Below are 22,901 nucleotides of genomic sequence, written 5' to 3'. Positions count from 1 at the left end.
TGATGGATGACGGAAGTGCTCAGTTGCGTCGCCGGCGTTCCGCCGCCTCCTGCCGCCGCATGTCGATCATGAACTGGTAGTCGGCGGCCGAGACCTCGCGGTAGCCCGCCCCGCCGCCGCGCTCGATCTGGCGGTAGATGTCCGGATGGGCCTTCGGCAGCGCCAGGTGGAAGAGCCTCATGTCCTCCTTGAAGGCCGCCGGCAGCTCGCTCCGCACCGTCTGCGGCCCGTTGATGATCGGCTCGGAGCGCCAGATCACCCGGAGCTGCCGCATGTCGACCAGCCCCTTCTCGACCATCGCGCGCAGCGCCCCGCGGGTGAAGCCCTGCGCCTCGTCGCCCTGGCCGCTCGCCCAGGTGACGGCGGCGTCGTATTGCCGCTGCAACACGGCGACGACTGCCTGCTCATGCCCGCCGGCAAAGCCCGTCCGCCCGAAGAACTGCTCCGGGTTGATCCCCTGCCGCCGGAGCGAGAAGCGCGGGATCAGGTAGCCGCTGGCGGAATTGGGGTCCGACCAGGCCATCGCCTTGCCCCGCATCCCCTCGATGGAGGCGATGCCGCTATCCGCCCGCACCAGCATCACCGCGACATAGGAGACGGAGCCGTCCGCCTCCTCCGTCGTCACCAGCGGCTCGACGCCGCCATTGGTGTCGAGCCAGGCTCCGGCATAGGCCGCTGGCGACATGTTGGCGATGTCGAGCTGTTTCGCGCCGAAGGCCTGGATCACCCCCGCATAGTCGCTGGCCGGGAACAGCCGCACCGGAAGCTCGAAGGTCCGCTCCAGCAACGCGCTGTAGGCGTCGAACCGCCCCAGCCGGTCCGCCTCGTTCTCGCCGCCGAGCAGCCCGACGCGGAGCTGCGGCAGCTGCGCCTTCCAGGCCCGCGCCCCGGCGTTGGGGAATTCGATCCCCGCATCCACCGAGCGCCGCTGCGCCAGGGCAGGGCAGGGGAGCAGCGGGAGGGCCAGCAGGCCGGCCAGGGCAGCGCGTCGCGTCGGCATCGGGGTGCTCCGTCCAGGGTCGAACCCCGGACTATGCCACCGCCAGGGTGGCCGGGGCAGGCTCGGCGGCCCGCCGCCGCGCCTCCGCCTCGGCGGCGAATTCCTGCTCGGTGATGCCGTAGACCGCCCGCACCCGCTCGGGCGTGAGCGCCGCCGGCGTCCCGTCGAAGACGACCTTGCCCGCCTGCATCGCGACAATCCGGTCGCAATACTGCCGCGCCGTGTCGAGATGGTGCAGGTTGACCAGCACCGTCAGCCCGTCGCGGCGGTTCACGTCGCGCAGCGCATCCATCACCAGCTGCGCGTTGCGCGGGTCGAGCGAGGCGATCGGCTCGTCGGCCAGCACCAGCCGCGGCTGCTGCAACAGCGCCCGGCACAGCGCGACGCGCTGCTGCTGCCCGCCCGAAAGCGTCTCAGCCCGCTGCAGCGCCGTCTCGGCCAGGCCGAAGCGGTCGAGCGCCGCCAGCGCCATCGCCCGCTCCTCCGCGGTGAAGCGCGCCCCCACCAGCACCATCAGCGAGCGCCAGCCGCGCTGCCAGGCGAGCCGCCCGATCAGCACGTTGGTCAGCACGTCGAGCCTTTGGACGAGGTTGAATTGCTGGAAGACCATGGCGCAGTCGCGCCGCCATTCGCGCAGGCCCCGCCCCTCGAGCGCCGTCACGTCCCGTCCGCCCGAAAGGATCTGCCCCGAGGAGGGCGTCTCGAGCCGGTTGATCATCCGCAGCAGGGTGGACTTGCCCGCGCCCGACCGCCCGATGATGCCGACCATCTGCCCGGCGGGCACATCGAGGTCCACATGGTCGACGGCGACCGTCGCGCCGAAGCGCCGGGTCAGCCCCCTCAGTTCCAGCATGCCGCGCGCACCCATCCAGGCCGCGACATCCTGTTCCAGCGCCGCCACTTGCCGCAACCCCACGACCGCCCCTCCGGTCAGGACCGCCGCCGGCGCTCGTTCGCCTCCTCCCGCCGCATCTCGACGAGGAACTGGAACTGCGCGTGCGTCACCTCGCGGTAGCCGGTGCCGCCGCCACGCTCGATCTGCTCGTAGACCTGCGGGTTGCTCGTCGGCAGCGCCAGGTGGAAGGCCTTCATGTCCTCCTTAAACTCCGCCGGCAGCGTGGTGCGGACGGTAAGCGGACCGTTGATGATCGGCTCCGAGGTCCAGATGATGCGGAGATCGGACATGTTCAGCATGCCCTTCTCCACCATCGCCCGCAGGTTGCCGCGGGAATAGCCCTGCGCCGGGTCGCCCTGGCCGGAGGCCCAGGTCATCGCCCCGTCGTACTGCTTCTGCTGCACGGCGACGACACCCTGCTCGTGCCCGCCGGCGAAGCCGGTGCGGCTGAAATACTGCCCGCTCTCGACGCCGATCCCCGCCTTCCGGAGCGCGAAGCGCGGGATGAGGTAGCCCGAGGTGGAGTTCGGGTCCGCCCAGGCCAGCGACTTGCCGCGCATCTGCTCGAGCGAGGTGATGCCGCTGTCGGCACGCACCACCAGCACCGAGACATAGGAGATGGAGCCGTCCTTCTCCTCGGGCACCAGCAGTGGCTCGACGCCGCCATTGGTGTCGAGCCAGGCGCCCGCATAGCCGGAGGGGCCCATCGAGGCCATCTCGATCTGCCCCGCGCTGAAGGCCTGCAGCACGCCCGCATAGTCGGAGGCCGGGAACAGCCGCACCGGGAGCTTGAAGGTCTCCTCCAGCAGCTTCTGGTAGGCGCCGAACCGCCCCATCCGGTCGCTCTCGTTCTCGCCGCCGAGCAGGCCGATTCGCAGCATCGGCACCTGCGCCTTCCAGGCGCGCTCGCCCGCCTGCGGCATCGCCACGCCGGAATCGAGGGTGCGGCGCGCCGCGCGGGCGGCGGCAGGCAACAGCACGGCGCCGGCCAGGAGGCCGGCAAGATGGCGGCGAGCGAGCATCGGGGGCCTCTCCCATTCGGATTGGCCGGGCCTCTACCAATATCCCGTGACGGACTGATGATGGAACGATGACATCCCCATGTCCCTTGCCGGGTCCCTTGCCAGCGCGGCCCCGCCGCCGCAGCCTCCGCGCAACCCGAGGAAGGAAGCCGATGCCTGATCGCCGCGCCCTGCTGGCCCTGCCCCTGCTGCTCGCCCCGCGCCTGGCGCGCGCCCAGGAATCCTTCCCCGCCCGTCCCATCGCCGTCTATTCCGGCTACGCCCCGGGCGGCCTCACCGACGTCACCTCCCGCGCCGTCGTCGAGCGGATGTCCCGCGAACTCGGCGTCCCCGTCGTGGTCGAGAACCGCGTCGGCGGCGCCACCGCCGTTGCCAACACGGCGGCCGCCCAGGCCCGGCCGGACGGCCACACCCTGCTGATGGGCACCTCCTCGCTTGCCATCAACCCGGGCCTCCAGCCCAACCTCACCCCGCGCGAGCCGATGCGGGAACTGGCGCCGGTCGGCATGGTCTTCCGCAGCGCCTTCGTCCTCCACATCCACCCCAGCCTGCCGGTGAAGACCACCGCGGAGCTGATCGCCTGGTGCCGCGCCAATCCGGGCCGGCTGAACTTCGGCAGCAGCGGCACCGGCGCGGTGAACCACCTGTCGCTCGCCCTCTTCGCCCAGCGCGCCGGCATCGAGGTGACGCATGTGCCCTATCGCGGCGGCGCTCCGGCGCTGATCGACCTTCGCGCCGGCCGCATCGGGGCGATGTTCCAGGCCGTGCTCGAAGCCCTGCCCGCCCTGCAGGAGGGCGCCACCCGCGGCCTCGCCATCTCATCCGCCGCCCGCGAGCCGCTGCTGCCGGAGATCCCGCCCGTCGCCGACACGCTCCCCGGCTTCGACGCCGTGTTCTGGCAGGGCCTCTTCGCGCCCGCCGGCACGCCGGCGCCGATCCTCGCCCGCCTCGGCACCGCCCTCCGCGCCGCGACCGAGGATGCCGACCTCCGCGCCCGCCTTGCCCAGCAGGGCGTGGCGCTGACCACCGGCGACGCGGTGGCGCTGACCGACCTGCTCGCCCGCGAGACAGCCCTTTGGGGCCGCCTCATCCGCGAAGCCGATATCAAGCCGGATTAATGCGAATGCAGGAGTTGCAACCATGTAATTCCGGAACTATTCGACAAAGCAACAGCGGACGCTCTGGCCGGCCCGCAAGGCCCCAGCGCCAACCAGATTGAAACACGGGGTAACGGAGGTTGAAGACATGTCAGCTTTGTAGTGGCGATAAAATCCAGGACATTTCCAATCAAAGAGACTGCCCGGCCCGTCCCCCCATGATTAAGGTCCGGCAAGAACCGAGGTGCGTCCATGTCCGCCATCCTCCATCCCGCCGGACTCCAGGCCGAGCCCCCGCTCGGTCCGGCGGATGTCGCTGCCCCCGCCCGCGCCGCCGTCGAAGGATTGCGTCACACCATTCCCGCCTCCCTTCGCCGTGCGGCCGATGCGCTGCCTTTCCTCGACCGCCCCCGCGCTGCCCGGCGTTTGGCCCGCCGCATGGAGGCCGCGCTCGGCTACACCCCCAACCTCCGCCACCCCCGCACCTTCAACGAGCACGTCGCCTGGAAAATCCTCAACGACCGTAGCCCGCTGATCCCGCTCACGACGGACAAGGTCACCGCCCGCGACTACGTCGCTTCGAAGGGCGGCGCGGACCTGCTGATCCCCCTCCACGGCATCTGGGACCGCGCCGAGGACATCGCCTGGGACGACCTCCCCGACCAGTTCGCGCTGAAGGCCGCGCATGGCTGGCAGATGAACCTGCTGGTCCGCGACAAGGCCCGGCTCGACCGCGCCACCGCCGTCCACCAGGCCAATGCCTGGCTCGCCGAGGATCACTACCAGCGCACCGGGGAGTGGGGCTACTACAAGCTCCCCCACCGCCTGCTGGCCGAATCCCTCATCGCCGGCGACCGCCCGAGCGGCGTGCCCGAGGACTTCAAATTCTACGTCTTCCGCGGCCGCGCCCGGCTGCTCTCCATCCATCTCGACCGCGGCACGGAGCAGTACGGCTACCGCTTCTACACGCCGGACGACCTCCGCCCGCTGCCCTTCATGGGCGGCGGCTGGCGCGGCCCCGTCCCCTACACCCCGCCGCCGGAGGCCCGGCAGCTGGCCGCCATCGCCTCCCGCCTCGGCGAGGATTTCGACTTCGTCCGCGTCGACCTCTACCTCGCCGGCGGCAAGCCCTGGTTCGGCGAGCTGACCCACTACCCCGCCAGCGCCTGCATCCGCTTCCCGAGCATGGTCCAGGACCGCTTCATGGGCGACATGTGGTCCGGCCGCATCTGAACCCGCGGCTTGCACCGGGGCGCCGGCACCGTCGATAGTCTCTCTCAAGCAACCAAGGGGAGACATCCACGATGCTGGGCCTGATGCAGGACCGACCGCTGCTGATCTCGAGCCTGCTGGAGCACGCCGCCCGCAACCATGCCGGCGCCAAGGTCGTCTCCGCCCGCCCCGACGGCACCCTCGTCCGCCACACCTGGCCCGAGATCGCCGCCCGCGCCGCCCAGCTTGCCCATGCCCTCGCGGCCCGCGGCGTCAAGCGCGGCGACCGCATCGCGACGCTGGCCTGGAACGAGCACCGCCACCTCGAGGCCTACTACGCCATCTCCGCCATGGGGGCCGTCCTCCACACGGTGAACCCGCGCCTCTTCCCCGGCCAGATCGCCTTCATCCTCGCCGATGCCGAGGACACCCACCTCCTGGTGGACCCGACCCTCCTCGCCGGCGCCGAGGCCCTGGCCGACAAGCTCCCCGCCAGCCTCCGCACCGTCATCGTCATGGGGACCGAGGCCGACCTCCCCGCCGAATGCCCGCTCCGCGGCCGCTGCGAGCTGGTGGCGCAGGAAAGCCTGATCGCCGGCCAGCCCACCAGCTTCCCCTGGCCCGAGCTCGACGAGCGCAGCGCCTCCTCGCTCTGCTACACCTCCGGCACCACGGGCGAGCCGAAGGGCGTGCTCTACTCCCACCGCTCGACGGTGATCCACGCCATCAGCACCCTGCAGAAGGACTGCTTCAACATCGGTGCGCAGGACGTGGTGATGCCCGTCGTGCCGATGTTCCACGTCAATGCCTGGGGCATCCCCTATTCCAGCGCCGCCGCCGGCGCCTCCCTCGTCCTGCCGGGGCCCAAGCTCGATCCCGCCAGCCTCCACCGCCTCATCGAGGAGGAAGGCGTCACCTTCTCCGCCGGCGTCCCCACGATCTGGACCGCGCTGCTGAACTGGCTCCGCGCCGACCCCGCCCGCCGCTTCGCCAATCCGCCGCGCCTCGTCGTCGGCGGCACCGCCCTGCCGACCGCCATCAACGCCGGCTTCCTGAAGGAATACGGCGTCCCCATCCTCCACGCCTGGGGCATGACCGAGACGAGCCCCCTCGGCACCACCAATGCCCGCAAGCCCGAGAACGCGGACTGGGACGCCGACCGCTTCCTCGACTACGCCCGCAAGCAGGGCCGCCCGCTCTTCGGCATCGAGCTCCGCGTCCGCGACGGCAACGGCCAGGAAGTCGCCCCTGACGGCGTGGCCTTCGGCGAGCTGGAGGTCCGCGGCCCCTGGGTCGCTGGCCAGTACTTCAACCGGCCCGGCGACGCCGCCTTCACCGAGGATGGCTGGTTCCGCACCGGCGACGTGGTGACGGTGGATGAGTTGGGCTGCATCGAGATCGTCGACCGCGCCAAGGACGTCATCAAGTCGGGTGGCGAGTGGATCAGCTCCATCACCCTCGAAAACCTCATCATGGGCCACCCCGCGGTGCAGGAGGCGGCGGTGATCGCCATGGCCCACCCGAAATGGGACGAGCGCCCCCTGCTGCTCGTCCAGCCCAAGCCCGGCGCCGCCCCGACAGCCGAGGAGATTCTCGCCTTCTACGACGGCAAGGTGGCGAAGTGGTGGATCCCGGACGCGGTGGAGTTCGTCGACAGCCTGCCCCACACCGCGACGGGCAAGCTGTGGAAGGCCGACCTCAAGACCCGCTACAAGGACGCCCGCCGCGCCGGGTGAGGGGAGGGGTCACGCTCCCTCCCGCCGCATCTCCATGTGCAGGAACTGGTTGAACGGGCTCGCCTGATAGGCGCCGAAGGCCCCGCCATCCCGGAAGCCGCGCCGCCGGTACAGGGCGAGCGCCGGCTCGAAGGCCGGACCGCTCCCCGTCTCCAGGCTGAGCCGCGCGAGCCCGCGCGCCCGCGCCTCGGCGATGATGCGCTCCAGCAGCGCCGCCGCCACGCCCTTGCGGAGATGGTCGGGATGCGTCCGCATGGACTTCACCTCGCCCGTGCCGTCGCCGAGCGACTTGAGCGCGCCGATTCCGGCGATTTCGCCCCCCTCCCAGGCCGACCAGACCGTCATCCCCGGCGCCGTCAGCCCCGACAGGTCGAGGGCATGGACGCTTCCGGGCGGCGAATTGGCGTGCATCCCTGCCAGATGAAGGGCCAGTAGCCGCCGGGTCGGCTCGCCCGAGAGGTCGTCTTCGCGGATGTCCAGCATGTGCACCTGCATCGATCCCGTCGCGGAGTATGCCGGTGCCGCGGCGCCAGGGAAGCCCGCCGGACTTGCCTTTCCACTACGTTCCTGTTATGTTCCGATTCCCCGCCGGGAGCCGCCCGCCATGCCCCTCCACCGCCGCAAGCCGCGCCGCCCCGACCCCATCCCCGCCGGCCTCTTCCCTGCCGACTTCCTCGCGCGGCACGACATCCTCCGCCGCATCTACCTCGACCCGCTCACCTGCCTGACGCCGCCCCGACCCTGGGCGCCCATGACCGACCGCGAATGGGCCGAGATGGAACCGCTCATGGCCGCCATGGGCTGCGGCGGACTGCACGAGCGCGGCCGGCCGCTCGACGGCACCCCGCGCGCCCGGCTCGACGCCATCTTCCGCTGGGCCACCACCAAGCACCAGGGCGGCCGCGCGCCCTGGCGCCTGCTGCCGCCCGGGCACGGCAAGCCGGACACCGTCTCGCGCTCCTACCGCCGCTGGGCCCGCGCCGGCCTCTGGCCCCGCCTGCTCGTGGCGCTGGCCATGCACCCGCGGCGCCTCGCAACCCTGGCGCACCGCATCTGCGCCTTCCGCCGCGCCATCCGCCTTTGCGGCAATCTCCACGCCATCGTCCTCGCCCGCCGCCTGAAGCTGTTCTCCGCGCTGCCTGCGCCGTCGCAGTTCCTCCCCGACCCGGATTTGTCCGAAACCTACCAACCCGTCTTCACCCGCTTCGCCCAGTCCATGCTGGAGCGCCCCTGGCACCCGCCCAGGCAGCTCTGGCGCACGCTGCACTCGATGCACCGCTTCGTCGCAGGCCGCGCCCGCATCCCGCGATGGATGGAGCCGGCATGACCCTCGGCGATATCGTCGACCGCGCCGGCCTGGCGGCCGCGCTCGGCAGCCTCGCCAGCCTCGGCCTCCCCGATGCCTGGATCGGCGCCGGCGCGTTGCGCAACCCGGCCTGGGACGCGCTGTCCGGCTTCGCCCCCGGTAGCAACCCGCCGGAGGACATCGACGTCGTCTGGTTCGACCCCGCCCGCGCCACGCCCGAGGCCGATGCCGCCATCGAGGCCCGCCTCCACGCCCTCCACCCCGGCCTCCCCTGGTCGGTCCACAACCAGGCCCGCATGGCCGCCCGCAACGGCGACGCCCCCTATGTCTCGACGCTGGATGCCATCGCTCACTGGCCGGAGACCGCGACCGCCATCGCCGCCCGCTGGACCGCGAACGGGGTCGAGACCATCGCCCCGCCCGGCACCGCGGACCTGCTCGGCCTCATCCTCCGCCCGACCTCGCCCAGCAAGGTGGCGGCGATGGCGGCTCGCGCCGCCGCCAAGGGCTGGACGCGCCGCTGGCCCCGCCTGACCATGGCCCCGATCAACCGGAGCCACCCGTGATGCTGCAACCCCCGCCCGCCGAACCCGGCATGCACGAGCAGGAGATCGACACGCCCGCCCTGGTGCTCGACCTCGACGCCTTCGAGGCCAATCTCGACCGCATGGCCGGCCTGCTGGAAGGCACCGGCGTGAAGCTCCGCGCCCATGCCAAGACCCACAAGTCGCCGGTGATCGCCCGTCTGCAGATGCAGCGCGGCGCCGTCGGCCAATGCGTCCAGAAGGTCGCCGAGGCCGAGATCCTGGCCTGGGGCGGCATCCCCGACATCCTGGTGAGCAACCAGGTGGTCGGCCACCGCAAGCTCGCCCGCCTCGCCGCCCTCCAGCGCATCAGCCAGGTCGCCATCTGCGTCGACGGGCCGGAGCAGGTCGACAGCCTGGAAGCCGCCGCCGCGGCGGCCGGCACCCGCATCACCGCCCTGGTCGAGATCGATTGCGGCGCCTCCCGCTGCGGCGTCGAGGCCGGCCCGCCCACCGTGGCCCTCGCCCGGCGCATCGCGGAGAGCCCCCACCTGATCTTCGGCGGCCTGCAGAGCTATCACGGCAGCGCCCAGCACATCCGCGCCCCGGAGGCCCGCGCCGCCGCCATCGCCCATGCGGTGGACCTCACCCGCCGCAGCGTCGAGCAGCTGCGCCAGCAGGGCCTCGACTGCGCCATCGTCGGCGGCGGCGGCACCGGCACCTTCGGCCATGAGCTGGCGAGCGGCGTCTATACCGAGATCCAGGCCGGCTCCTACGCCTTCATGGATGCCGACTACGCCCGCAACGCCGAGCCGCCGCCCTTCCGCCACGCCCTCTTCGTGCTGTCGACGGTGATGAGCCGCGCCATCCCCGGCGTCGCCGTGCTCGATGCCGGGCACAAGGCGGTGGCGATCGACAGCGGCCTGCCGCTCGTGCAGGGCCGCCCCGGCCTTCGCTACGCTGGCGCCTCGGATGAGCACGGCAAGCTGCTGGTGGAGGACGGCGCCCCGCCAGCGCTCGGGGAGAAGCTGCGCCTCATCCCCGGCCATTGCGACCCGACGATCGACCGCTACGACTGGTATGTCGGCGTGCGGGGAGGCCGGGTGGAATGCCTCTGGCCGGTCGCCTCGCGTGGGGCGATGGCCTAAGACCTAGGCGTGATCAGCGGCCCGGCGACCGCGGATCACACCTCGCGCCCTGTTCAGCGCGTCCGGCGATGCGGTCGCGCCGCCGGCGCCGCCGCCTTGGCCGGGCGCGCCATCGGCCGCACCACTGCCCGGCCGTCGCTGTCGCCCTGTTCGATCCGCGCCGCCGGTCGCAGCGTCGTCCGCGTGCCGACGGTTCGCAGCAGCGACGGCCTTGCTGCGGACATCGCCGCCCGCGCCGGGCGGACCTCCGGCTTGGCCGCCGCCGCCGCGACGGCTGTCCGTCGCGCGGCCCGCAGCGGCGCTGCATGGGCCGCCGCAAGCACATGTCGTCCGCGCAGCGAGGTCGCCTGGGCCGCGGCCAGGAAGGTCGGCGCCCGCCGTGCCGCGACGGCAACGCCCATCTGCCCGAAGCCCTGATCGAGCAGGGCCATCATGTGCCGGTCCCGCTCCCGGCCCGTCTGCCCGCCGAAGACGGCCGCGATCAGCCGCACCCCGTCCCGCTGGGCGCTGGCGACGAGGTTGAAGCCGCTGTCGTTGACGTAGCCGGTCTTGATGCCGTCCGCCCCGTCGTACTCCTGGAGCAGGCGGTTGTGGTTCCAATGGGTCCGGCCACGGAAGACGAAATGCGGTGTCGAGAAGAAGCTGTAACGCTCCGGGAAGTCGATCATCAGCCGGCGGCCGAGCAGCGCCATGTCGCGCGCCGTCGTCACCTGGTCGAGATCGGGAAGGCCGGATGCGTTGCGGAAGGTGGTGCGGGTCATCCCCAACGCTCGGGCCTTCATCGTCATGATCTGGGCGAAGCGGTCCTCGCTCCCGCCGCCGAGGAACTCGCCGAGCGCCGAGGCCGCGTCATTGGCCGACTTGGTGACCAGGGCGAGGATCGCCTCCTCCACCGTCAGCGTCATCCCCGAGGTGAGGCCCAGCCGCGACGGCGCCATGGAGGCCGAGTTGCCCGAGACGCGGATCGGGGTGTCGAGGGTGACGCGGCCGTCGCGCAGCGCCTCGAAGGCGAGGTAGACGGTCATCATCTTGGTGAGCGAGGCGGGGTAGCGCTGCTCGTCCGGGCTGGCGGCGATCAGCACATTGCCGGAGCGGGCATCGGTGACGATGGCGGCGTACCGCTCGCTGCCGATCTGCGCCTGGGCTGGAAGGGTTGTGGCGGTGCCACACGTGACGGCAAGGGCCATGACGGCCCCGAAGCGCGATGCGCAGGTCCCCAACATACCAATCCCCCGATGCGCGGCCCATGCCCCCCGGCTGACCTACGAATCGAGCATAAGCTACGCCTCTGTAAGGCTCTCTGTCCACCGGAATGGAATAAGAACCCCGAAAAAGCAGAGGGTTAACACTATTGTTCTGATTTCTTTACGAAAATCCCGCGACCCGGCCGCCGGGCTGACCTCGCCGCGCTGAAATTAGGTCGTGAAAGCGTGATGTTGCAGCGCAAAAAAATCTTGCTAAAGCCGTCGGCACCGCTCTACATACGCTTATGTTGCAGTGCAGCAAATGGCGTGGTCCTCACGCTGCCCGTGACACGGGCTGCGCCCTTACCCGTTGAGGAGCAAGGCGATGGCGGTTGTTTCCGAGGCCAAGCTGGCCGACGTGAAGAAGCTGGTGAACGAGGCGGCCGCGACCGGCCCCGCGAAGGCCCAGAGGATTGTTCAAGACAGCGCCGCTCCGGCGCAAGCGACGATGGAGAAGACCATGGAGCAGGCAACGAAGGCCACCGAGGGCATGATGAAGGCCGCCGAGCAGGCGACCGAGTTCAGCCGCGGCAATGCCGAGGCGATGGCGAAGGCCGCGCAGGTCTACATGACCGGCGTACAGGACCTTTCCAAGCAGACCCTCGCCATGATGCAGGGCTTCAGCGAGCACGCCATCGCCAGCGCCCGCGCGCTCGCCACGGTGAAGAGCCTGAAGGAGGCGACCGAGATCCAGACCTCCTTCGCCCGCACCGCCATGGAGAAGGCCGTGGCCGAGACCACGAAGCTGCAGGAGGCCTCGCTGAAGCTGGCCGAGGCCACCTTCGCGCCGCTGACCGCCCGCATGCAGGTTGCGGTCGAGACGATGTCGAAGCCGATCGCGGCCTGATCGCGCCCGGCCCTTCGGGGCCGGACGGTCTCGGGGCCCGGCCCCGGCATCCCCTCTGCGGGGGTGCCGGGCCGGGCCCTTCACGTTTCAGGGCTTTTTCCCTGGGCCCGGCTGACCATATCCTGGGCCCGAGCCCCGGTTGGCCCTTCACCTGGCGCCATCCGGGGCGATATCCTGTCCAGCAGGCCGGGCCGGTTGCCCGGTCGGCCCGGATGCCCGAAGGCAGGCGAGGCCTGACCACCAGGAAGCCCATGATCGCTCAGGACAAGCCGTTGATCGAAGGGGCCACCCCGCCCGGCAACAACACCCCCGGGGACACCACGCCGAACACCGGCGTCGTCGTGAAGACCCGGCCGCGCACCAAGAAGCCGGCCATGTACAAGGTCTTGATGCTGAACGACGACTACACGCCGATGGAATTCGTCGTCCATGTCCTCGAACGCTTCTTCCAGAAGAACCGGGAGGAGGCGACGCGGATCATGCTCCACGTCCACCGGCGCGGCGTCGGCGTCTGCGGCGTCTATACATATGAGGTCGCCGAAACCAAGGTCACCCAGGTGATGGACCTCGCTCGGCAGAACCAGCACCCCTTGCAGTGCACGATCGAAAAGGAATGATCGCGCAAAGGTGCCGTTTCGACGCGGCATCGGGTGATGGCATCCTGCGTTGCCGTCACCAGCCTGCCACCCCGCCGAATGGCGGGCTCGTCCGGACTGGCCGGACGACCCAGATCATGACTACGCCCATCGCCGGTTTTCGGACCGGCGCAGAGTTGAGCGGAAACCCACCCGCAGGCCCGGATGTTCCAGGCTTGTTGGGTTTCATCGGGGAGCGTCGCTAAGCATGTTGTCCCGCAATCTTGAGCAGACGCTCCACCGCGCCCTCGGCCTGGCCAATGAGCGCCGGCACGAATACGCGACCCTGGAGCATCTGCTACTCGCCCTGACCGACGACGCCGACGCGGCCACCGTGCTGCGTGCCTGCGGCGTCGACAATGACAAGCTGAAGCGCGACCTGACCGAGTTCCTCGACAAGGACCTCGCGGGCCTCGTGACGGAGCGCGCCGGCGACCCGAAGCCGACTGCCGGCTTCCAGCGCGTGGTTCAGCGCGCCGCCATCCATGTCCAGTCCTCCGGCCGGGACGAGGTGACGGGGGCCAATGTGCTCGTCGCCCTGTTCTCCGAGCGGGAAAGCCATGCCGTCTACTTCCTGCAGCTGCAGGACATGACGCGGCTGGATGCGGTGAACTTCATCTCCCACGGCATCGCCAAGGCGCCCGGCCGCGCGGCCAACCGCCCCGTCCAGGGCACGCCAACGGCCAACCAGGCGCCCGAGGAGCCGGAGAAGGAGGAGAAGCCGCGCGGCGGCCGTGGCCAGGACGCGCTCTCCAACTACTGCGTCAACCTCAACAAGAAGGCGCAGCAGGGCAAGATCGACCCGCTGATCGGCCGCGACCACGAGATCGAGCGGACGATCCAAATCCTCTGCCGCCGCACCAAGAACAACCCGCTTTATGTGGGTGACCCGGGCGTCGGCAAGACGGCGATCGCCGAGGGGCTGGCGAAGCGCATCATCGAGGGCGACGTGCCCGAGGTGCTTGCCAAGTCGACCATCTACGCGCTCGACATGGGCAGCCTGCTGGCCGGCACCCGCTACCGCGGCGACTTCGAGGAGCGGCTGAAGGCCGTCGTCAACGAGCTTGAGCAGCAGCCCGGCTCCATCCTCTTCATCGACGAGATCCACACCGTCATCGGTGCGGGCGCGACCTCGGGCGGGGCGATGGATGCCTCGAACCTGCTGAAGCCGGCGCTCGCCCAGGGCACGCTGCGCTGCGTCGGCTCGACCACCTACAAGGAGTACCGCAACTACTTCGAGAAGGACCGGGCCCTCGTCCGGCGCTTCCAGAAGATCGACGTCAACGAGCCGAACATCGAGGATGCGGTCAAGATCCTCCAGGGGCTCAAGACCAACTACGAGAAGCACCACAAGGTCCGCTACACGCCGGAGGCCATCCGCGCCGCCGTCGAGCTCTCGGCCAAGTACATCCATGACCGGAAGCTGCCGGACAAGGCGATCGACGTGATCGACGAGGTCGGCGCCTCCCGCATGCTGCAGCCCGAGGGCAAGCGGAAGAAGACCGTCACGCTGAAGGACGTCGAGGAGATCGTGGCGAAGATCGCCCGCATCCCACCGAAGACCGTCAGCAACGACGACAAGGAGACGCTCAGGACGCTCGAGCGCGACCTGAAGTCGATGGTCTTCGGCCAGGAGAAGGCGATCGAGGCCCTGTCGGCCGCCATCAAGCTGTCCCGCGCGGGGCTGCGCGATGCGGAGAAGCCGATCGGCAACTACCTCTTCTCCGGCCCCACGGGCGTCGGCAAGACCGAGGTGGCGAAGCAGCTGGCCAAGACGCTCGGCATCGAGCTGATCCGCTTCGACATGTCGGAGTACATGGAGCGGCATTCGATCTCGCGGCTCATCGGCGCGCCCCCGGGCTATGTCGGCTTCGACCAGGGTGGGCTGCTGACCGACAGCATCGACCAGCATCCGCATGCGGTGCTGCTGCTCGATGAAATCGAGAAGGCGCACCAGGATCTCTACAACATCCTGTTGCAGGTGATGGACCACGGGAAGCTGACCGACCACAACGGCAAGACGGTCGACTTCCGCAACGTGATCCTGATCATGACCACCAATGCCGGCGCGGCCGACATGGCGAAGCCCGCCATCGGCTTCGGCAGCAGCGTCCGGGTGGGCGAGGATACGGAGGCCATCCAGCGGATGTTCACCCCCGAATTCCGCAACCGGCTCGATGCGGTGGTGCCCTTCTCGGGGCTGACGCAGGAGATCGTCGGCCAGGTGGTCGAGAAGTTCGTGATGCAGCTGGAGGCCCAGCTCGCCGACCGCAACGTCACCATCGAGCTCAGCTCGGCGGCGAAGGAGTGGCTGGCCGAGAAGGGCTACGACCCGCTCTACGGCGCACGGCCGCTGGCCCGCGTCATCCAGGAGCACATCAAGAAGCCGCTCGCCGAGGAGCTGCTCTTCGGCAAGCTCGCCAAGGGCGGCTCGGTGAAGGTGAACCTGCGCGACGGCACGCTCGGCTTCGACTACCAGGAAGCCGCGCCGCCAGCCCTGCCGAAGCCGGAGGAAGGCCCCGGCGACGGCGAGGCGGAGAAGGAGCCGGAGGCGGTGGAGTAGCGCTCCATCTCATCCTGACGGAAACTGGGCGGGCGCGGGGGCAACCTCCGCGCCCGCTTCGATTCAGGGGAGACGCGCCGTGAGCGCCATCAAAGACTGGGATGCCTACAACGCCGCCGAGCGGGTGCGCGGCAAGGAAATGAACGCCCTCCATCCGGAGCTGGTGAAGGGCTTCGGCGCGCTCAGCCGCGGCGCCGCCACCACCCAGCACCTGGATTCGAAGACGCGGGAGCTGATCGCGCTCGCGGTCGCCATCACCACGCGATGCGACGGCTGCATCGACGCGCATGTGCGGAAGGCGAAGGTGGCGGGGGCGACGAAGGCTGAGATCGCCGAAGCGCTTGGCGTAGCGATCGCCCTGAATGCGGGCGCTGCCTTCACCTATGCGCTTCACGCGCTGGACGCGGTGGAGGAAACCGGCGGCTGATCAGGCTTCGGGCTGGGCGAGGTTCAGCATCAGCGTGACGAGGCCGCCTTCATCCACCGCCATGGCGGCCTGGGGGAGGGTGAACCAGCGGCGCTCGCGCTGCGACTTCTCCGGCCAATCCTCCAGCAACTCGTCAACGGCGAGGGGGAAGACCTCCACCTTGCAGGTCACGGTGGCGCCGTCCGCCAGGCGCTTCGGATAGGCGTAGGCGCCGATCGGCACGGGGGTGATTCGGCCGCGGATGCCGGCTTCCTCGAAGGCTTCGCGCTCGGCCTGCTTCGCGCCGCCGCATTTCTCGGTCCAGCCCTTGGGCAGTACCCAACGCCGCGTCTCGCGGCTGGTAACGAGCATCACCTGCGTTTCGCCATCCGCCTGCCGGAAGGGCAGGGCGGCGCATTGGCGACCGCGGCGGATGGTTTGGCGCTTGGCTTTGCGTGGCATTGTCCTGGGTATACTTCTACCGCAAAGAGGTTGTGCATCTATGTATGCATTCTCAATGGCAGATTGAACCCGATTGGTCCAGATGACTGGTCCGGAACCGGATGCTTCGCGCTAACGTGTCCCGAACATGCGATCGCCGGCATCGCCGAGGCCGGGGACGATGTAGCCATGGCTGTCGAGATGGCTGTCGATGGCGGCCGTCCAGACCGGCACCTCGGGATGGGCGCCGTGGAAGCGCTCGATGCCCTCCGGCGCCGCCAACAGGCAAACCAGGCGAAGCTCGCGGCAGCCGCGCTCCTTCAAACGATCCACGGCGGCCACGGCGCTGTTGGCGGTCGCCAGCATCGGGTCGAGCACCACGACCAGGCGTTCGGCCACGTCGGGCGGCGCCTTGAAGTAGTACTCGACGGCCTGGAGCGTCTTCGGGTCGCGGTAGAGGCCGATATGGGCGATGCGGGCGGAGGGGACGAGGTCCAGCATCCCGTCCACGAAGCCCATCCCTGCGCGGAGGATCGGGGCGAAGACCAGCTTCTTGCCGGAAAGGATCGGCGTCTTCATCCGCGCCAGCGGCGTCTCGATCTCGACCTCCTCGAGGGGAAGGTCGCGCGTCACCTCATAGGCCAGCAGCATGCCGATCTCGTTCAGCAGGCGGCGGAAGCCCTGGGTGGAGCGCTCGGCGCTGCGCATCAGCGAGAGCTTGTGCTGCACCAGCGGGTGGCGGACGACATGGACCTGGCGCATAGGGAGTTTCCTAAAAGACGGTGCCATCGCTGGCGATGCGGAGCGGCGGGCCGCCATCGGCGCGGCGCTCGGCGGCGAGGCGCCGACCGGCCCACCAGGTGCCGCCTTCCAGCACGCGGGCGAGGGGGAAGGCCTTCGCGCTGACGCCCAGGCGCTCCCTTACCAGGGGCGCGATCCGGTCGAGCAGGGCGACGGTCAGCGCCCGCCACCCGACGATCAGCGGCGAGCCCGGCGCGTGCTCCCGCGCGGCATCGGCTGGATCGGCGAGGCGGATGACGCCCATGTCGAGGAAGAGGCCGCCATTGCGATATTCCGGCAGGCCAGTCAGCGCGTCGATTCCGGTGACGCGGATCCCGGCCTCCTCCAGCGGCTCGATCAGCGAATAGGCGAGCCATTGGGAGAGCTTGTGGAAGGGCACCGGCCCGTCCGGGATGGCCGGGTGCGGCCAGATATCGAGACCGTTCGGCCAGATGGGGCCGAGATGATGCAGGAGGGCGATGAGGATCGCGCGCGCCGGAAGCGCGCCACCCTCTGCCTGCGCCGCCAGATGGTCGAAAAGCGCGCCGGGCCGGCCGGGGACGGCCTCGCCGAGGCGGCGGAGCAGCGCGGCGCGGCCTTCAAGGCCGACCAGCGGGTTGTCGGTACCGACCTGGAAGCCGGCGGCGAGGTCCGCGGCGGTGATGGCGGCGAGGCGTGCGGCATCGGCGCGGGGGATACGTCCATCGACCGCGAATGCGCCGGCCTCGAACATGCGGAAGCTGGCCACGGCCAATCCCTCGGAGCGGGCGAAGACCTGGCCCGTCTCCGCCTCGCGGTAGCGCCAGGCCATGCCGGCGCCGGCATCGAGCAGGACGGAGGTGATGGCGAGGTCGAAACCCATCCGCGGGTCGCGCGAGGGCAGGGCGGCCCAGCGATCGACGCCGCCCACGCTGAAATGCCGCCAGCGGGCGTGGAAGGGGACGGCGAGGTCCGGGTAGTTCTGCCGCACCACCTGCGCGACAAGGTTGGCGGTGGCGGGCAGGCGGCTGAGGTCGAGCTGCCAGCCTTCCAGCCGCCCCGCCTCGGCGAGCGCGAACAGCGCCTCGCACCGCTCCCGCACCGCCTCGGGCGTCAGCAGATCGCTCACATGCTCTCCAACGGCCGGCCGACGGTGCGGGCGAGGTCAGCGGCGCTCGGCGTCTCGGGAGCGAAGTAGCCGGCGGCCTTCTTCGCCTCCATCTCGACGGCCGCATCGGGCGGGATGCGGTCGGGCGGGATGGGCACGCGCTCCAGCACCTCGATGCCCTGCTCGACCATGGCGTCGTACTTCATGTTGGACATGGAGACGAGGCGGTGGATGCGCGTGACGCCGAGCCAGTGCAGCACGTCGGGCATGAGCTGCTGGAAGCGCGCATCCTGCACACCGGCGACGCATTCCGTCCGCTCGAAATAGGTGGCGGCCTGGTCGCCGCCCTCCTGCCGCTTGCGGGCATTGTAGACGAGGAATTTGGTCACCTCGCCGAGCGCGCGGCCCTCTTTACGGTTGTAGACGACGAGGCCGACGCCGCCCTGCTGGGCCGCGCGCACCCCCTCCTCGATGCCTTGAATGAGATAGGGCCGGCAGGTGCAGATGTCGGAGCCGAAGACATCGGAGCCGTTGCACTCGTCATGCACCCGGCAGGCGAGGCGTGTGTGCCGGTCGGCCAGCGCCCGCGGATCGCCGAATATATAGGCGGTGATCCCGCCGATGGGGGGGAGGAAGACCGAGAGGTCCGGCCGCGTCACCAGCTCCGGGTACATCCCCCCGGTCTGCTCGAAGAGCGTGCGGCGGAGGTCGTGCTCGGCCACGCCGAAGCGCTCGGCAATCCCCGGCAGCCACCAGACCGGGTCGATCGCCGCCTTGGTGACGGAGACATCGCCATTGGCGTGTAGCACCTGCCCATCTGGGGCCAACTCGCCCGTGCCCATCAGCGCATTCAGCTCGGCCATGTTCAGCCGGGCGCGGGTGATGGCGATGGTCGGGCGGATGTCGATACCCTCGCCGATCGCCTGGCCGAAGACCTGGCCGGCGACATGGCCCCAGGGGTCGAGCGAGACGATGCGCCCCGGCTCGGTCCATTGTGGATGAGGGCCGATCTCCGTCACCGGGTGGGTATTGGCGAGGTCCGGCCGCTGCAAGGGCGAGAGCGCGCCGGCCGAGACGGCGAGCGCCCGGTAGAGCGAGTAGGAGCCGCCATGGGTGCCGATGACGTTGCGGTCGGACGGCCGGGTGACGGAGCCGATGACCGGCCCTCGCTCCGCCGGCGTCGGCGCCGCCCAGCGCAGCGGCCACCGGTGCGCCTGGGGTTCCGGGTGAGAGGTCAGGCGGATATGGCGCGGGGCGTTGCTGCTCATGCGAAGAAGTTTGCCAGGATGCGCGCCCGGATCAAAGCGCCGCTTCCGCCGTAGCAACGGAAGGTGTTGCCGCCCTATCCTCCGCCCATGCCCCCGGCATGAGGGGCGGGACCTGGGAAGGAACAGCCACACGATGCAACGCCGCCGCGCCCTCGCGGGTGGGATCGCCGGATTTGCCGGCACCGCCACGCTCGCCGCCCCCAACCTCGCCAGCGCCCAGCCACGCATCCGCTGGCGCTGCCCCAACAGCTTCCCGAAGACGCTCGACACGCTCTACGGCGCCGCCGAAATCGTGGCGCGGCGGGTGCGGGAGATGTCGGACGGCGCCTTCGAGATCAGCGTCTCCGGCCCAGGCGAGATCGTGCCCGGCCTGCAGATCCTGGATGCGGTGGGGCAGGGCTCGGTCGAGTGCGGATTCACCTCCAGCCTCTTCTACTTCGGCAAGGACCCGAGCCTCGCCATCAGCACGACGCTGCCCTGGGGCATGTCGAGCCGGGCGATGTTCGCCTGGCTCAACTACGGCGGCGGCCGCGACCTGCTGAAAGAGGTGTTCCGCGACCAGGGCGTCGTCGCCATCCCCGCTGCCTGCACCGGCGCCCAGATGGGCGGCTGGCTGAAGCGGGAGATCAAGGCGCCGGAGGATCTGAAGGGCCTGAAATTCCGCATCGCCGGGCTCGGCGGCAGCGTGATGGCGAAGCTCGGCGTCATCCCCCAGCAGATCGCGCCCTCCGACATCTACCCGGCGCTGGAACGGGGCGTGATCGATGGCGCCGAGTATATCGGCCCCTATGACGACGAGAAGCTCGGCTTCGGCCAGGTGGCGAAATACTACTACTACCCCGGCTTCCAGGAGATCGCCCCGAGCACCGACCTGCTGATCAACCAGCGGGCCTGGGATGGGCTGCCGAAAGCCTACCAGTCCATGCTGGAGACCGCCTCGGCGGAAGCCTGGGCTGCGACGGCGGCGAAGTACGATGTCCTGAACCCGCCCGCGCTGCGGCGCCTGCTGGCGGGCGGCACCCAGCTCCGGCCCTATCCGCGGGAAGTGATGGCGGCGCTGTATAAGGCAGCGCAGGAGCTCTATGCCGAACTCGGCGCGCAGAATGCGCGGTTCAAGCGCATCCACGAGCATTGGGACAAGTTCCGCCTGGAGCAGATCCAGTGGTTCCGCGTGGCGGAGGACAGCGCCTCGAATTTCGTCGCGGTGACGACCTCGCAGCGCTGACCGGGACTGTCAGGCGGCCTCCTCGGCCGCCTGACGCCCGAGGATGAAGTCGGCCGCCCGCTCCGCGATCATCAGCGTCGTCGCATAGGTGTTGGCCGATGGCATGCTCGGCATGATCGAGGCATCGACCACGCGCAGCCCCTGCATGCCATGCACCAGCAGCCGGTCGCTGACGACGGCGGACGGGTCCGTCTCCGGCCCCATGCGGGCGGTGCCGATCAGGTGGTAGGTGGTGCTGCCGTTGCGCTTGGCGAAGTCGAGCAACTCGTCATCGGTCTGCGCCTGGGGGCCGGGCAGGGTCTCGGCTTCCAAATATCGCGCCAGCTCCGGCGTGTTCAGCATCCGCCGCACCAGCCGCATGCCGCCGAGATGGACGCGCACATCCATCGGGTCGGAAAGGTAGTTGGGGTTGATCGCCGGATCCTCGAAGACGTCCGTGCTGCGGGCGGTGACCCAGCCGGTGCTCTCCGGCCGATGCTGCCAGGCGCCGGCCGTTACGCCCGGATAGTCGTCGAGCACGTAGTTCTTGCCCTCGACATAGGAGCCGGGGGTGAATACGCATTGCAGGTCCGGCACGTCGAGCCCCTCGAAGCTCTTCCAGAAGACATGCACATGCGACGGCGCGGTGGCGAGGATGCTGGGCTTGCGCAGCCCCCAGCGGGCGATCTGCATCCCGAGCTTCACGCCGCGGCCGAGCTGGTTCAGCGTCTCGACGCCTGGCTTGGCCCGCATGACGAAGCGCGAGGCGTAGTGGTCGCGGAAATTGGCGCCGACGCCGCGCAGCGCATGCACCACGGGGACGCCGAGCCGTTCCAGCAGGTCCACCGGCCCGACGCCCGAGACCTGCAGCAGCCGCGCCGTGTTCACCGTGCCGGCGGAAAGGATGACCTCGCGCCGCGCCCGCACCTCGCGCGGCGGGGCGCCGCGGGCGGCGAGGTAGCGGATGCCGACGGCGCGCTTGCCCTCGAAGAGGATGGCGCTGGCCCGCGCATTGGTCCGCACCTCGAGATTCGGCCGCCGCATCGCCGGCTTGAGAAAGGCCCGCGCCGCCGAGACGCGCCGCCCGTTGCGGATCGCTCGTTGGAAATAGCCGACACCCGCTTGGTCGCCGCTGTTGTAGTCGAGGGCACGAGGAATCCCGAGGCCCACGCAGCCCTCGATGAAGGCTTCCGAGACCGGGTTGATCCAGTCCATGTCGGTGACCGGAATGCCGTCCTCGTTCCGCCCGCGCGAATCTCCACCCTCGCCGATGCGGTTCTCGCTGCGCCGGTAGTAGGGCAGGCAATCGGCATAGCCCCAGCCGCGGTTGCCGCGTTGCGCCCAGTTGTTGAGATCGGCCGGCTGCCCGCGGTTGTAGACCATGCCGTTCACCGAGGAGGAGCCGCCCAGCGTCCGCCCCTGGGTCGTGCTGATGCGCCGGCCGCCGGTCATCGGCAGCGGCTCGGTCTTGAACTGCCAGGTGACGCCGGGGTCCACCAGCGTCTTGATGAAGCCGGCGGGGATATGGATGAAGGGGTTGCGGTCCGGCGGCCCTGCCTCCAGCACGCAGACGGTGACGCGCGGGTCGGCGCTCAGCCGGTTGGCCAGCACCGAGCCGGCGGCGCCCGACCCCACGATCACATAGTCGAAGCTGTCGGCGTCCATGTCCGGCGTCCTGCTGATCCCTGGCCCTCAGGCTATAAACCGAACGGCGACGCTGCCAAGCCGCCCGAACTCCGCCCGGACCGCATCGCCCGCCCGGATCTCGAGCGGCACCATGCAGGTGCCGGTGGTGACGTACTGCCCGGAGGCGAGGCCAGGCCCATGGGCGGAGAGCTCGTTCGCAAGCCAAGTGAGGGCGATGCGCGGGTCGCCCAGCACATTGGCGCCGATGCCTTCGCGGCCGTAGCGCTTGCCGACCTGCGCACTGACCGGATGAGCGGCGAGGTCGATCCCACGCCACTCGGCCGGCGCCTCTGGGCCGAGGACGAATTGATGGGCGCAGGCATTGTCGGCGATGAGCTGCGGCCCGCCGGCCCGGGCAAAATCCCCGAAGCGGCTGTCCGGCACCTCGATGCCGAGATGCAGCGCGCCGACCGCCGCCATCACCTCCGCCTGGTTGTAGGGCGCGGGGCGGGGTGGCAGGTCGCGGGCGAGGTGGAAGACGAATTCCGGCTCGGCGACCAGCATGGCATTGGCGCCGAGCGGCACCTCTGCCCCATCGGCGAAGACCCGGCTGGCGAGGATGCGGCCAGCGAGCGGCCCGTCGACGCCGATATGCGCCTGCCCGGCCCGGCTGGTGGCGGCGATCTTCCAGCCGAAGAGCGGCCGACCGTCGCGCCCTTCGAAGCGGGACTGGATCGCGTAGCCCTCGGCCCGGCTGCCGGGCCGCAGCGAGGCGGGGAGGGCATCGAGGCGCCGTCCCTCCTGCCAGTGGCGCCAGAGCAGCGCGGCGGCCTCCTTGGCCGCTCCGTCGTCGAGCATCG

General features: G+C 70.1%; 22 protein-coding genes. 11 read left to right on the top strand and 11 right to left on the bottom strand.

What is annotated here, in order from left to right:
• Positions 1-19: 19 nt before the first annotated feature.
• Genes phnD (LH62_RS24520) through phnD (LH62_RS24510) form a run of 3 tightly spaced genes read right to left on the bottom strand, consistent with a single transcriptional unit; the run spans position 20 to position 2,917 of the window.
• Positions 20-1,000 carry a phosphate/phosphite/phosphonate ABC transporter substrate-binding protein gene (phnD, locus tag LH62_RS24520; RefSeq protein WP_052214879.1) on the bottom strand — a complete coding sequence of 327 codons (981 nt, stop codon included), beginning with the start codon at positions 998-1,000 and terminating at the stop codon, positions 20-22.
• Positions 1,001-1,031: 31 nt separating this feature from the next.
• On the bottom strand, positions 1,032-1,916 hold the full coding sequence (phnC, locus tag LH62_RS24515; RefSeq protein ID WP_236552622.1) for a phosphonate ABC transporter ATP-binding protein: 885 nt from the start codon (positions 1,914-1,916) through the stop codon (positions 1,032-1,034).
• Positions 1,917-1,930: 14 nt separating this feature from the next.
• A complete protein-coding gene (phnD, locus tag LH62_RS24510; protein ID WP_052214878.1) occupies positions 1,931-2,917 on the bottom strand; it encodes a phosphate/phosphite/phosphonate ABC transporter substrate-binding protein in 987 nt (328 codons plus the stop codon).
• A gap of 152 nt (positions 2,918-3,069) precedes the next feature.
• Between phnD (LH62_RS24510) and LH62_RS24505 the strand changes: the two genes are divergently transcribed.
• The 3 genes from LH62_RS24505 (at position 3,070) to LH62_RS24495 (ending at position 6,962) form a co-directional block, all read left to right on the top strand.
• Positions 3,070-4,035, top strand: coding sequence for a tripartite tricarboxylate transporter substrate binding protein (locus tag LH62_RS24505; protein WP_043364712.1), 966 nt, complete (start codon positions 3,070-3,072; stop codon positions 4,033-4,035).
• Between the two features lie 231 nt (positions 4,036-4,266).
• A complete protein-coding gene (locus tag LH62_RS24500; RefSeq protein WP_043364711.1) occupies positions 4,267-5,247 on the top strand; it encodes an ATP-grasp fold amidoligase family protein in 981 nt (326 codons plus the stop codon).
• A 71-nt stretch (positions 5,248-5,318) separates the two neighbouring features.
• Positions 5,319-6,962, top strand: coding sequence for a long-chain fatty acid--CoA ligase (locus LH62_RS24495; RefSeq protein WP_082012759.1), 1,644 nt, complete (start codon positions 5,319-5,321; stop codon positions 6,960-6,962).
• Between the two features lie 9 nt (positions 6,963-6,971).
• On the opposite strand, the gene LH62_RS24490 is transcribed toward LH62_RS24495, so the two are convergent.
• On the bottom strand, positions 6,972-7,445 hold the full coding sequence (locus LH62_RS24490; protein WP_043366539.1) for a GNAT family N-acetyltransferase: 474 nt from the start codon (positions 7,443-7,445) through the stop codon (positions 6,972-6,974).
• Positions 7,446-7,566: 121 nt separating this feature from the next.
• Between LH62_RS24490 and LH62_RS28695 the strand changes: the two genes are divergently transcribed.
• The 3 genes from LH62_RS28695 to LH62_RS24475 are packed head-to-tail and all read left to right on the top strand — an operon-like array spanning position 7,567 to position 9,940.
• On the top strand, positions 7,567-8,289 hold the full coding sequence (locus LH62_RS28695) for a transposase (protein WP_052214877.1): 723 nt from the start codon (positions 7,567-7,569) through the stop codon (positions 8,287-8,289).
• Positions 8,286-8,834, top strand: coding sequence for a nucleotidyltransferase family protein (locus LH62_RS24480; protein WP_201445580.1), 549 nt, complete (start codon positions 8,286-8,288; stop codon positions 8,832-8,834). Before LH62_RS28695 ends, LH62_RS24480 begins: the two co-directional genes overlap by 4 nt.
• Positions 8,834-9,940: a DSD1 family PLP-dependent enzyme gene (locus LH62_RS24475; protein WP_043364709.1), complete on the top strand. Its 1,107-nt coding sequence runs from the start codon at positions 8,834-8,836 to the stop codon at positions 9,938-9,940. Before LH62_RS24480 ends, LH62_RS24475 begins: the two co-directional genes overlap by 1 nt.
• Before the next feature lie 53 nt (positions 9,941-9,993).
• On the opposite strand, the gene LH62_RS24470 is transcribed toward LH62_RS24475, so the two are convergent.
• Complete coding sequence (locus LH62_RS24470) at positions 9,994-11,127, bottom strand: D-alanyl-D-alanine carboxypeptidase family protein (protein ID WP_236552621.1); 1,134 nt, start codon at positions 11,125-11,127, stop codon at positions 9,994-9,996.
• A gap of 382 nt (positions 11,128-11,509) precedes the next feature.
• Here LH62_RS24470 and LH62_RS24465 point away from each other — a divergent pair, with 382 nt between their 5' ends.
• The 4 genes from LH62_RS24465 to LH62_RS24450 all read left to right on the top strand — a co-directional run bounded on the left by LH62_RS24465 (position 11,510) and on the right by LH62_RS24450 (position 15,656).
• A complete protein-coding gene (locus LH62_RS24465; protein ID WP_043364708.1) occupies positions 11,510-12,031 on the top strand; it encodes a phasin family protein in 522 nt (173 codons plus the stop codon).
• 251 nt (positions 12,032-12,282) lie between these two features.
• The gene (gene clpS, locus LH62_RS24460; protein ID WP_043364707.1) at positions 12,283-12,648 is read left to right on the top strand and encodes an ATP-dependent Clp protease adapter ClpS; all 366 of its coding nucleotides are present in this window, start codon (positions 12,283-12,285) and stop codon (positions 12,646-12,648) included.
• Between the two features lie 226 nt (positions 12,649-12,874).
• Positions 12,875-15,229 (top strand): ATP-dependent Clp protease ATP-binding subunit ClpA, encoded by a 2,355-nt coding sequence (gene clpA, locus LH62_RS24455; protein ID WP_043364706.1) that lies wholly within the window; start codon positions 12,875-12,877, stop codon positions 15,227-15,229.
• An 88-nt stretch (positions 15,230-15,317) separates the two neighbouring features.
• Entirely contained in the window at positions 15,318-15,656 is a 339-nt protein-coding gene (locus tag LH62_RS24450) for a carboxymuconolactone decarboxylase family protein (protein WP_043366533.1), read from the top strand.
• On the opposite strand, the gene LH62_RS24445 is transcribed toward LH62_RS24450, so the two are convergent.
• The 4 genes from LH62_RS24445 to LH62_RS24430 all read right to left on the bottom strand — a co-directional run bounded on the left by LH62_RS24445 (position 15,657) and on the right by LH62_RS24430 (position 19,211).
• Positions 15,657-16,097, bottom strand: coding sequence for an NUDIX hydrolase (locus tag LH62_RS24445; RefSeq protein WP_052214875.1), 441 nt, complete (start codon positions 16,095-16,097; stop codon positions 15,657-15,659).
• Between the two features lie 111 nt (positions 16,098-16,208).
• Positions 16,209-16,838, bottom strand: coding sequence for a uracil phosphoribosyltransferase (gene upp / locus LH62_RS24440; RefSeq protein ID WP_043364705.1), 630 nt, complete (start codon positions 16,836-16,838; stop codon positions 16,209-16,211).
• 10 nt (positions 16,839-16,848) lie between these two features.
• The gene (locus tag LH62_RS24435; RefSeq protein ID WP_043364704.1) at positions 16,849-17,964 is read right to left on the bottom strand and encodes a DUF1688 family protein; all 1,116 of its coding nucleotides are present in this window, start codon (positions 17,962-17,964) and stop codon (positions 16,849-16,851) included.
• The gene (locus tag LH62_RS24430; RefSeq protein ID WP_043364703.1) at positions 17,961-19,211 is read right to left on the bottom strand and encodes a GTP cyclohydrolase II; all 1,251 of its coding nucleotides are present in this window, start codon (positions 19,209-19,211) and stop codon (positions 17,961-17,963) included. Before LH62_RS24430 ends, LH62_RS24435 begins: the two co-directional genes overlap by 4 nt.
• 133 nt (positions 19,212-19,344) lie before the next feature.
• Between LH62_RS24430 and LH62_RS24425 the strand changes: the two genes are divergently transcribed.
• Positions 19,345-20,436, top strand: a complete 1,092-nt coding sequence (locus LH62_RS24425; protein ID WP_043364702.1) for a TRAP transporter substrate-binding protein — start codon at positions 19,345-19,347, stop codon at positions 20,434-20,436.
• A 9-nt stretch (positions 20,437-20,445) separates the two neighbouring features.
• Here LH62_RS24425 and LH62_RS24420 read toward each other — a convergent pair whose 3' ends face one another.
• The gene (locus LH62_RS24420) at positions 20,446-22,080 is read right to left on the bottom strand and encodes a GMC family oxidoreductase (RefSeq protein WP_043364701.1); all 1,635 of its coding nucleotides are present in this window, start codon (positions 22,078-22,080) and stop codon (positions 20,446-20,448) included.
• A 27-nt stretch (positions 22,081-22,107) separates the two neighbouring features.
• On the bottom strand, positions 22,108-22,899 hold the full coding sequence (locus tag LH62_RS24415; protein ID WP_043364700.1) for a 2-keto-4-pentenoate hydratase: 792 nt from the start codon (positions 22,897-22,899) through the stop codon (positions 22,108-22,110).
• Positions 22,900-22,901: the final 2 nt, after the last annotated feature.

This window comes from Belnapia sp. F-4-1 (assembly GCF_000802185.1).
Lineage (GTDB): Bacteria > Pseudomonadota > Alphaproteobacteria > Acetobacterales > Acetobacteraceae > Belnapia.
Note: the sequence above shows the minus strand (reverse complement) of the source record. Positions and strands in the feature narration are given on the sequence as shown.

Coding starts and splice junctions, on each gene's coding strand:
- phnD (WP_052214879.1), bottom strand. CDS start 1,000: ATGCCGACGCGACGCGCTGCCCTGGCCGGCCTGCTGGCCCTCCCGCTG.
- phnD (WP_052214878.1), bottom strand. CDS start 2,917: ATGCTCGCTCGCCGCCATCTTGCCGGCCTCCTGGCCGGCGCCGTGCTG.
- LH62_RS24505 (WP_043364712.1), top strand. CDS start 3,070: ATGCCTGATCGCCGCGCCCTGCTGGCCCTGCCCCTGCTGCTCGCCCCG.
- LH62_RS24500 (WP_043364711.1), top strand. CDS start 4,267: ATGTCCGCCATCCTCCATCCCGCCGGACTCCAGGCCGAGCCCCCGCTC.
- LH62_RS24495 (WP_082012759.1), top strand. CDS start 5,319: ATGCTGGGCCTGATGCAGGACCGACCGCTGCTGATCTCGAGCCTGCTG.
- LH62_RS24490 (WP_043366539.1), bottom strand. CDS start 7,445: ATGCTGGACATCCGCGAAGACGACCTCTCGGGCGAGCCGACCCGGCGG.
- LH62_RS28695 (WP_052214877.1), top strand. CDS start 7,567: ATGCCCCTCCACCGCCGCAAGCCGCGCCGCCCCGACCCCATCCCCGCC.
- LH62_RS24480 (WP_201445580.1), top strand. CDS start 8,286: ATGACCCTCGGCGATATCGTCGACCGCGCCGGCCTGGCGGCCGCGCTC.
- LH62_RS24475 (WP_043364709.1), top strand. CDS start 8,834: ATGCTGCAACCCCCGCCCGCCGAACCCGGCATGCACGAGCAGGAGATC.
- LH62_RS24470 (WP_236552621.1), bottom strand. CDS start 11,127: ATGGCCCTTGCCGTCACGTGTGGCACCGCCACAACCCTTCCAGCCCAG.
- LH62_RS24465 (WP_043364708.1), top strand. CDS start 11,510: ATGGCGGTTGTTTCCGAGGCCAAGCTGGCCGACGTGAAGAAGCTGGTG.
- clpS (WP_043364707.1), top strand. CDS start 12,283: ATGATCGCTCAGGACAAGCCGTTGATCGAAGGGGCCACCCCGCCCGGC.
- clpA (WP_043364706.1), top strand. CDS start 12,875: ATGTTGTCCCGCAATCTTGAGCAGACGCTCCACCGCGCCCTCGGCCTG.
- LH62_RS24445 (WP_052214875.1), bottom strand. CDS start 16,097: ATGCCACGCAAAGCCAAGCGCCAAACCATCCGCCGCGGTCGCCAATGC.
- upp (WP_043364705.1), bottom strand. CDS start 16,838: ATGCGCCAGGTCCATGTCGTCCGCCACCCGCTGGTGCAGCACAAGCTC.
- LH62_RS24430 (WP_043364703.1), bottom strand. CDS start 19,211: ATGAGCAGCAACGCCCCGCGCCATATCCGCCTGACCTCTCACCCGGAA.
- LH62_RS24425 (WP_043364702.1), top strand. CDS start 19,345: ATGCAACGCCGCCGCGCCCTCGCGGGTGGGATCGCCGGATTTGCCGGC.
- LH62_RS24420 (WP_043364701.1), bottom strand. CDS start 22,080: ATGGACGCCGACAGCTTCGACTATGTGATCGTGGGGTCGGGCGCCGCC.
- LH62_RS24415 (WP_043364700.1), bottom strand. CDS start 22,899: ATGCTCGACGACGGAGCGGCCAAGGAGGCCGCCGCGCTGCTCTGGCGC.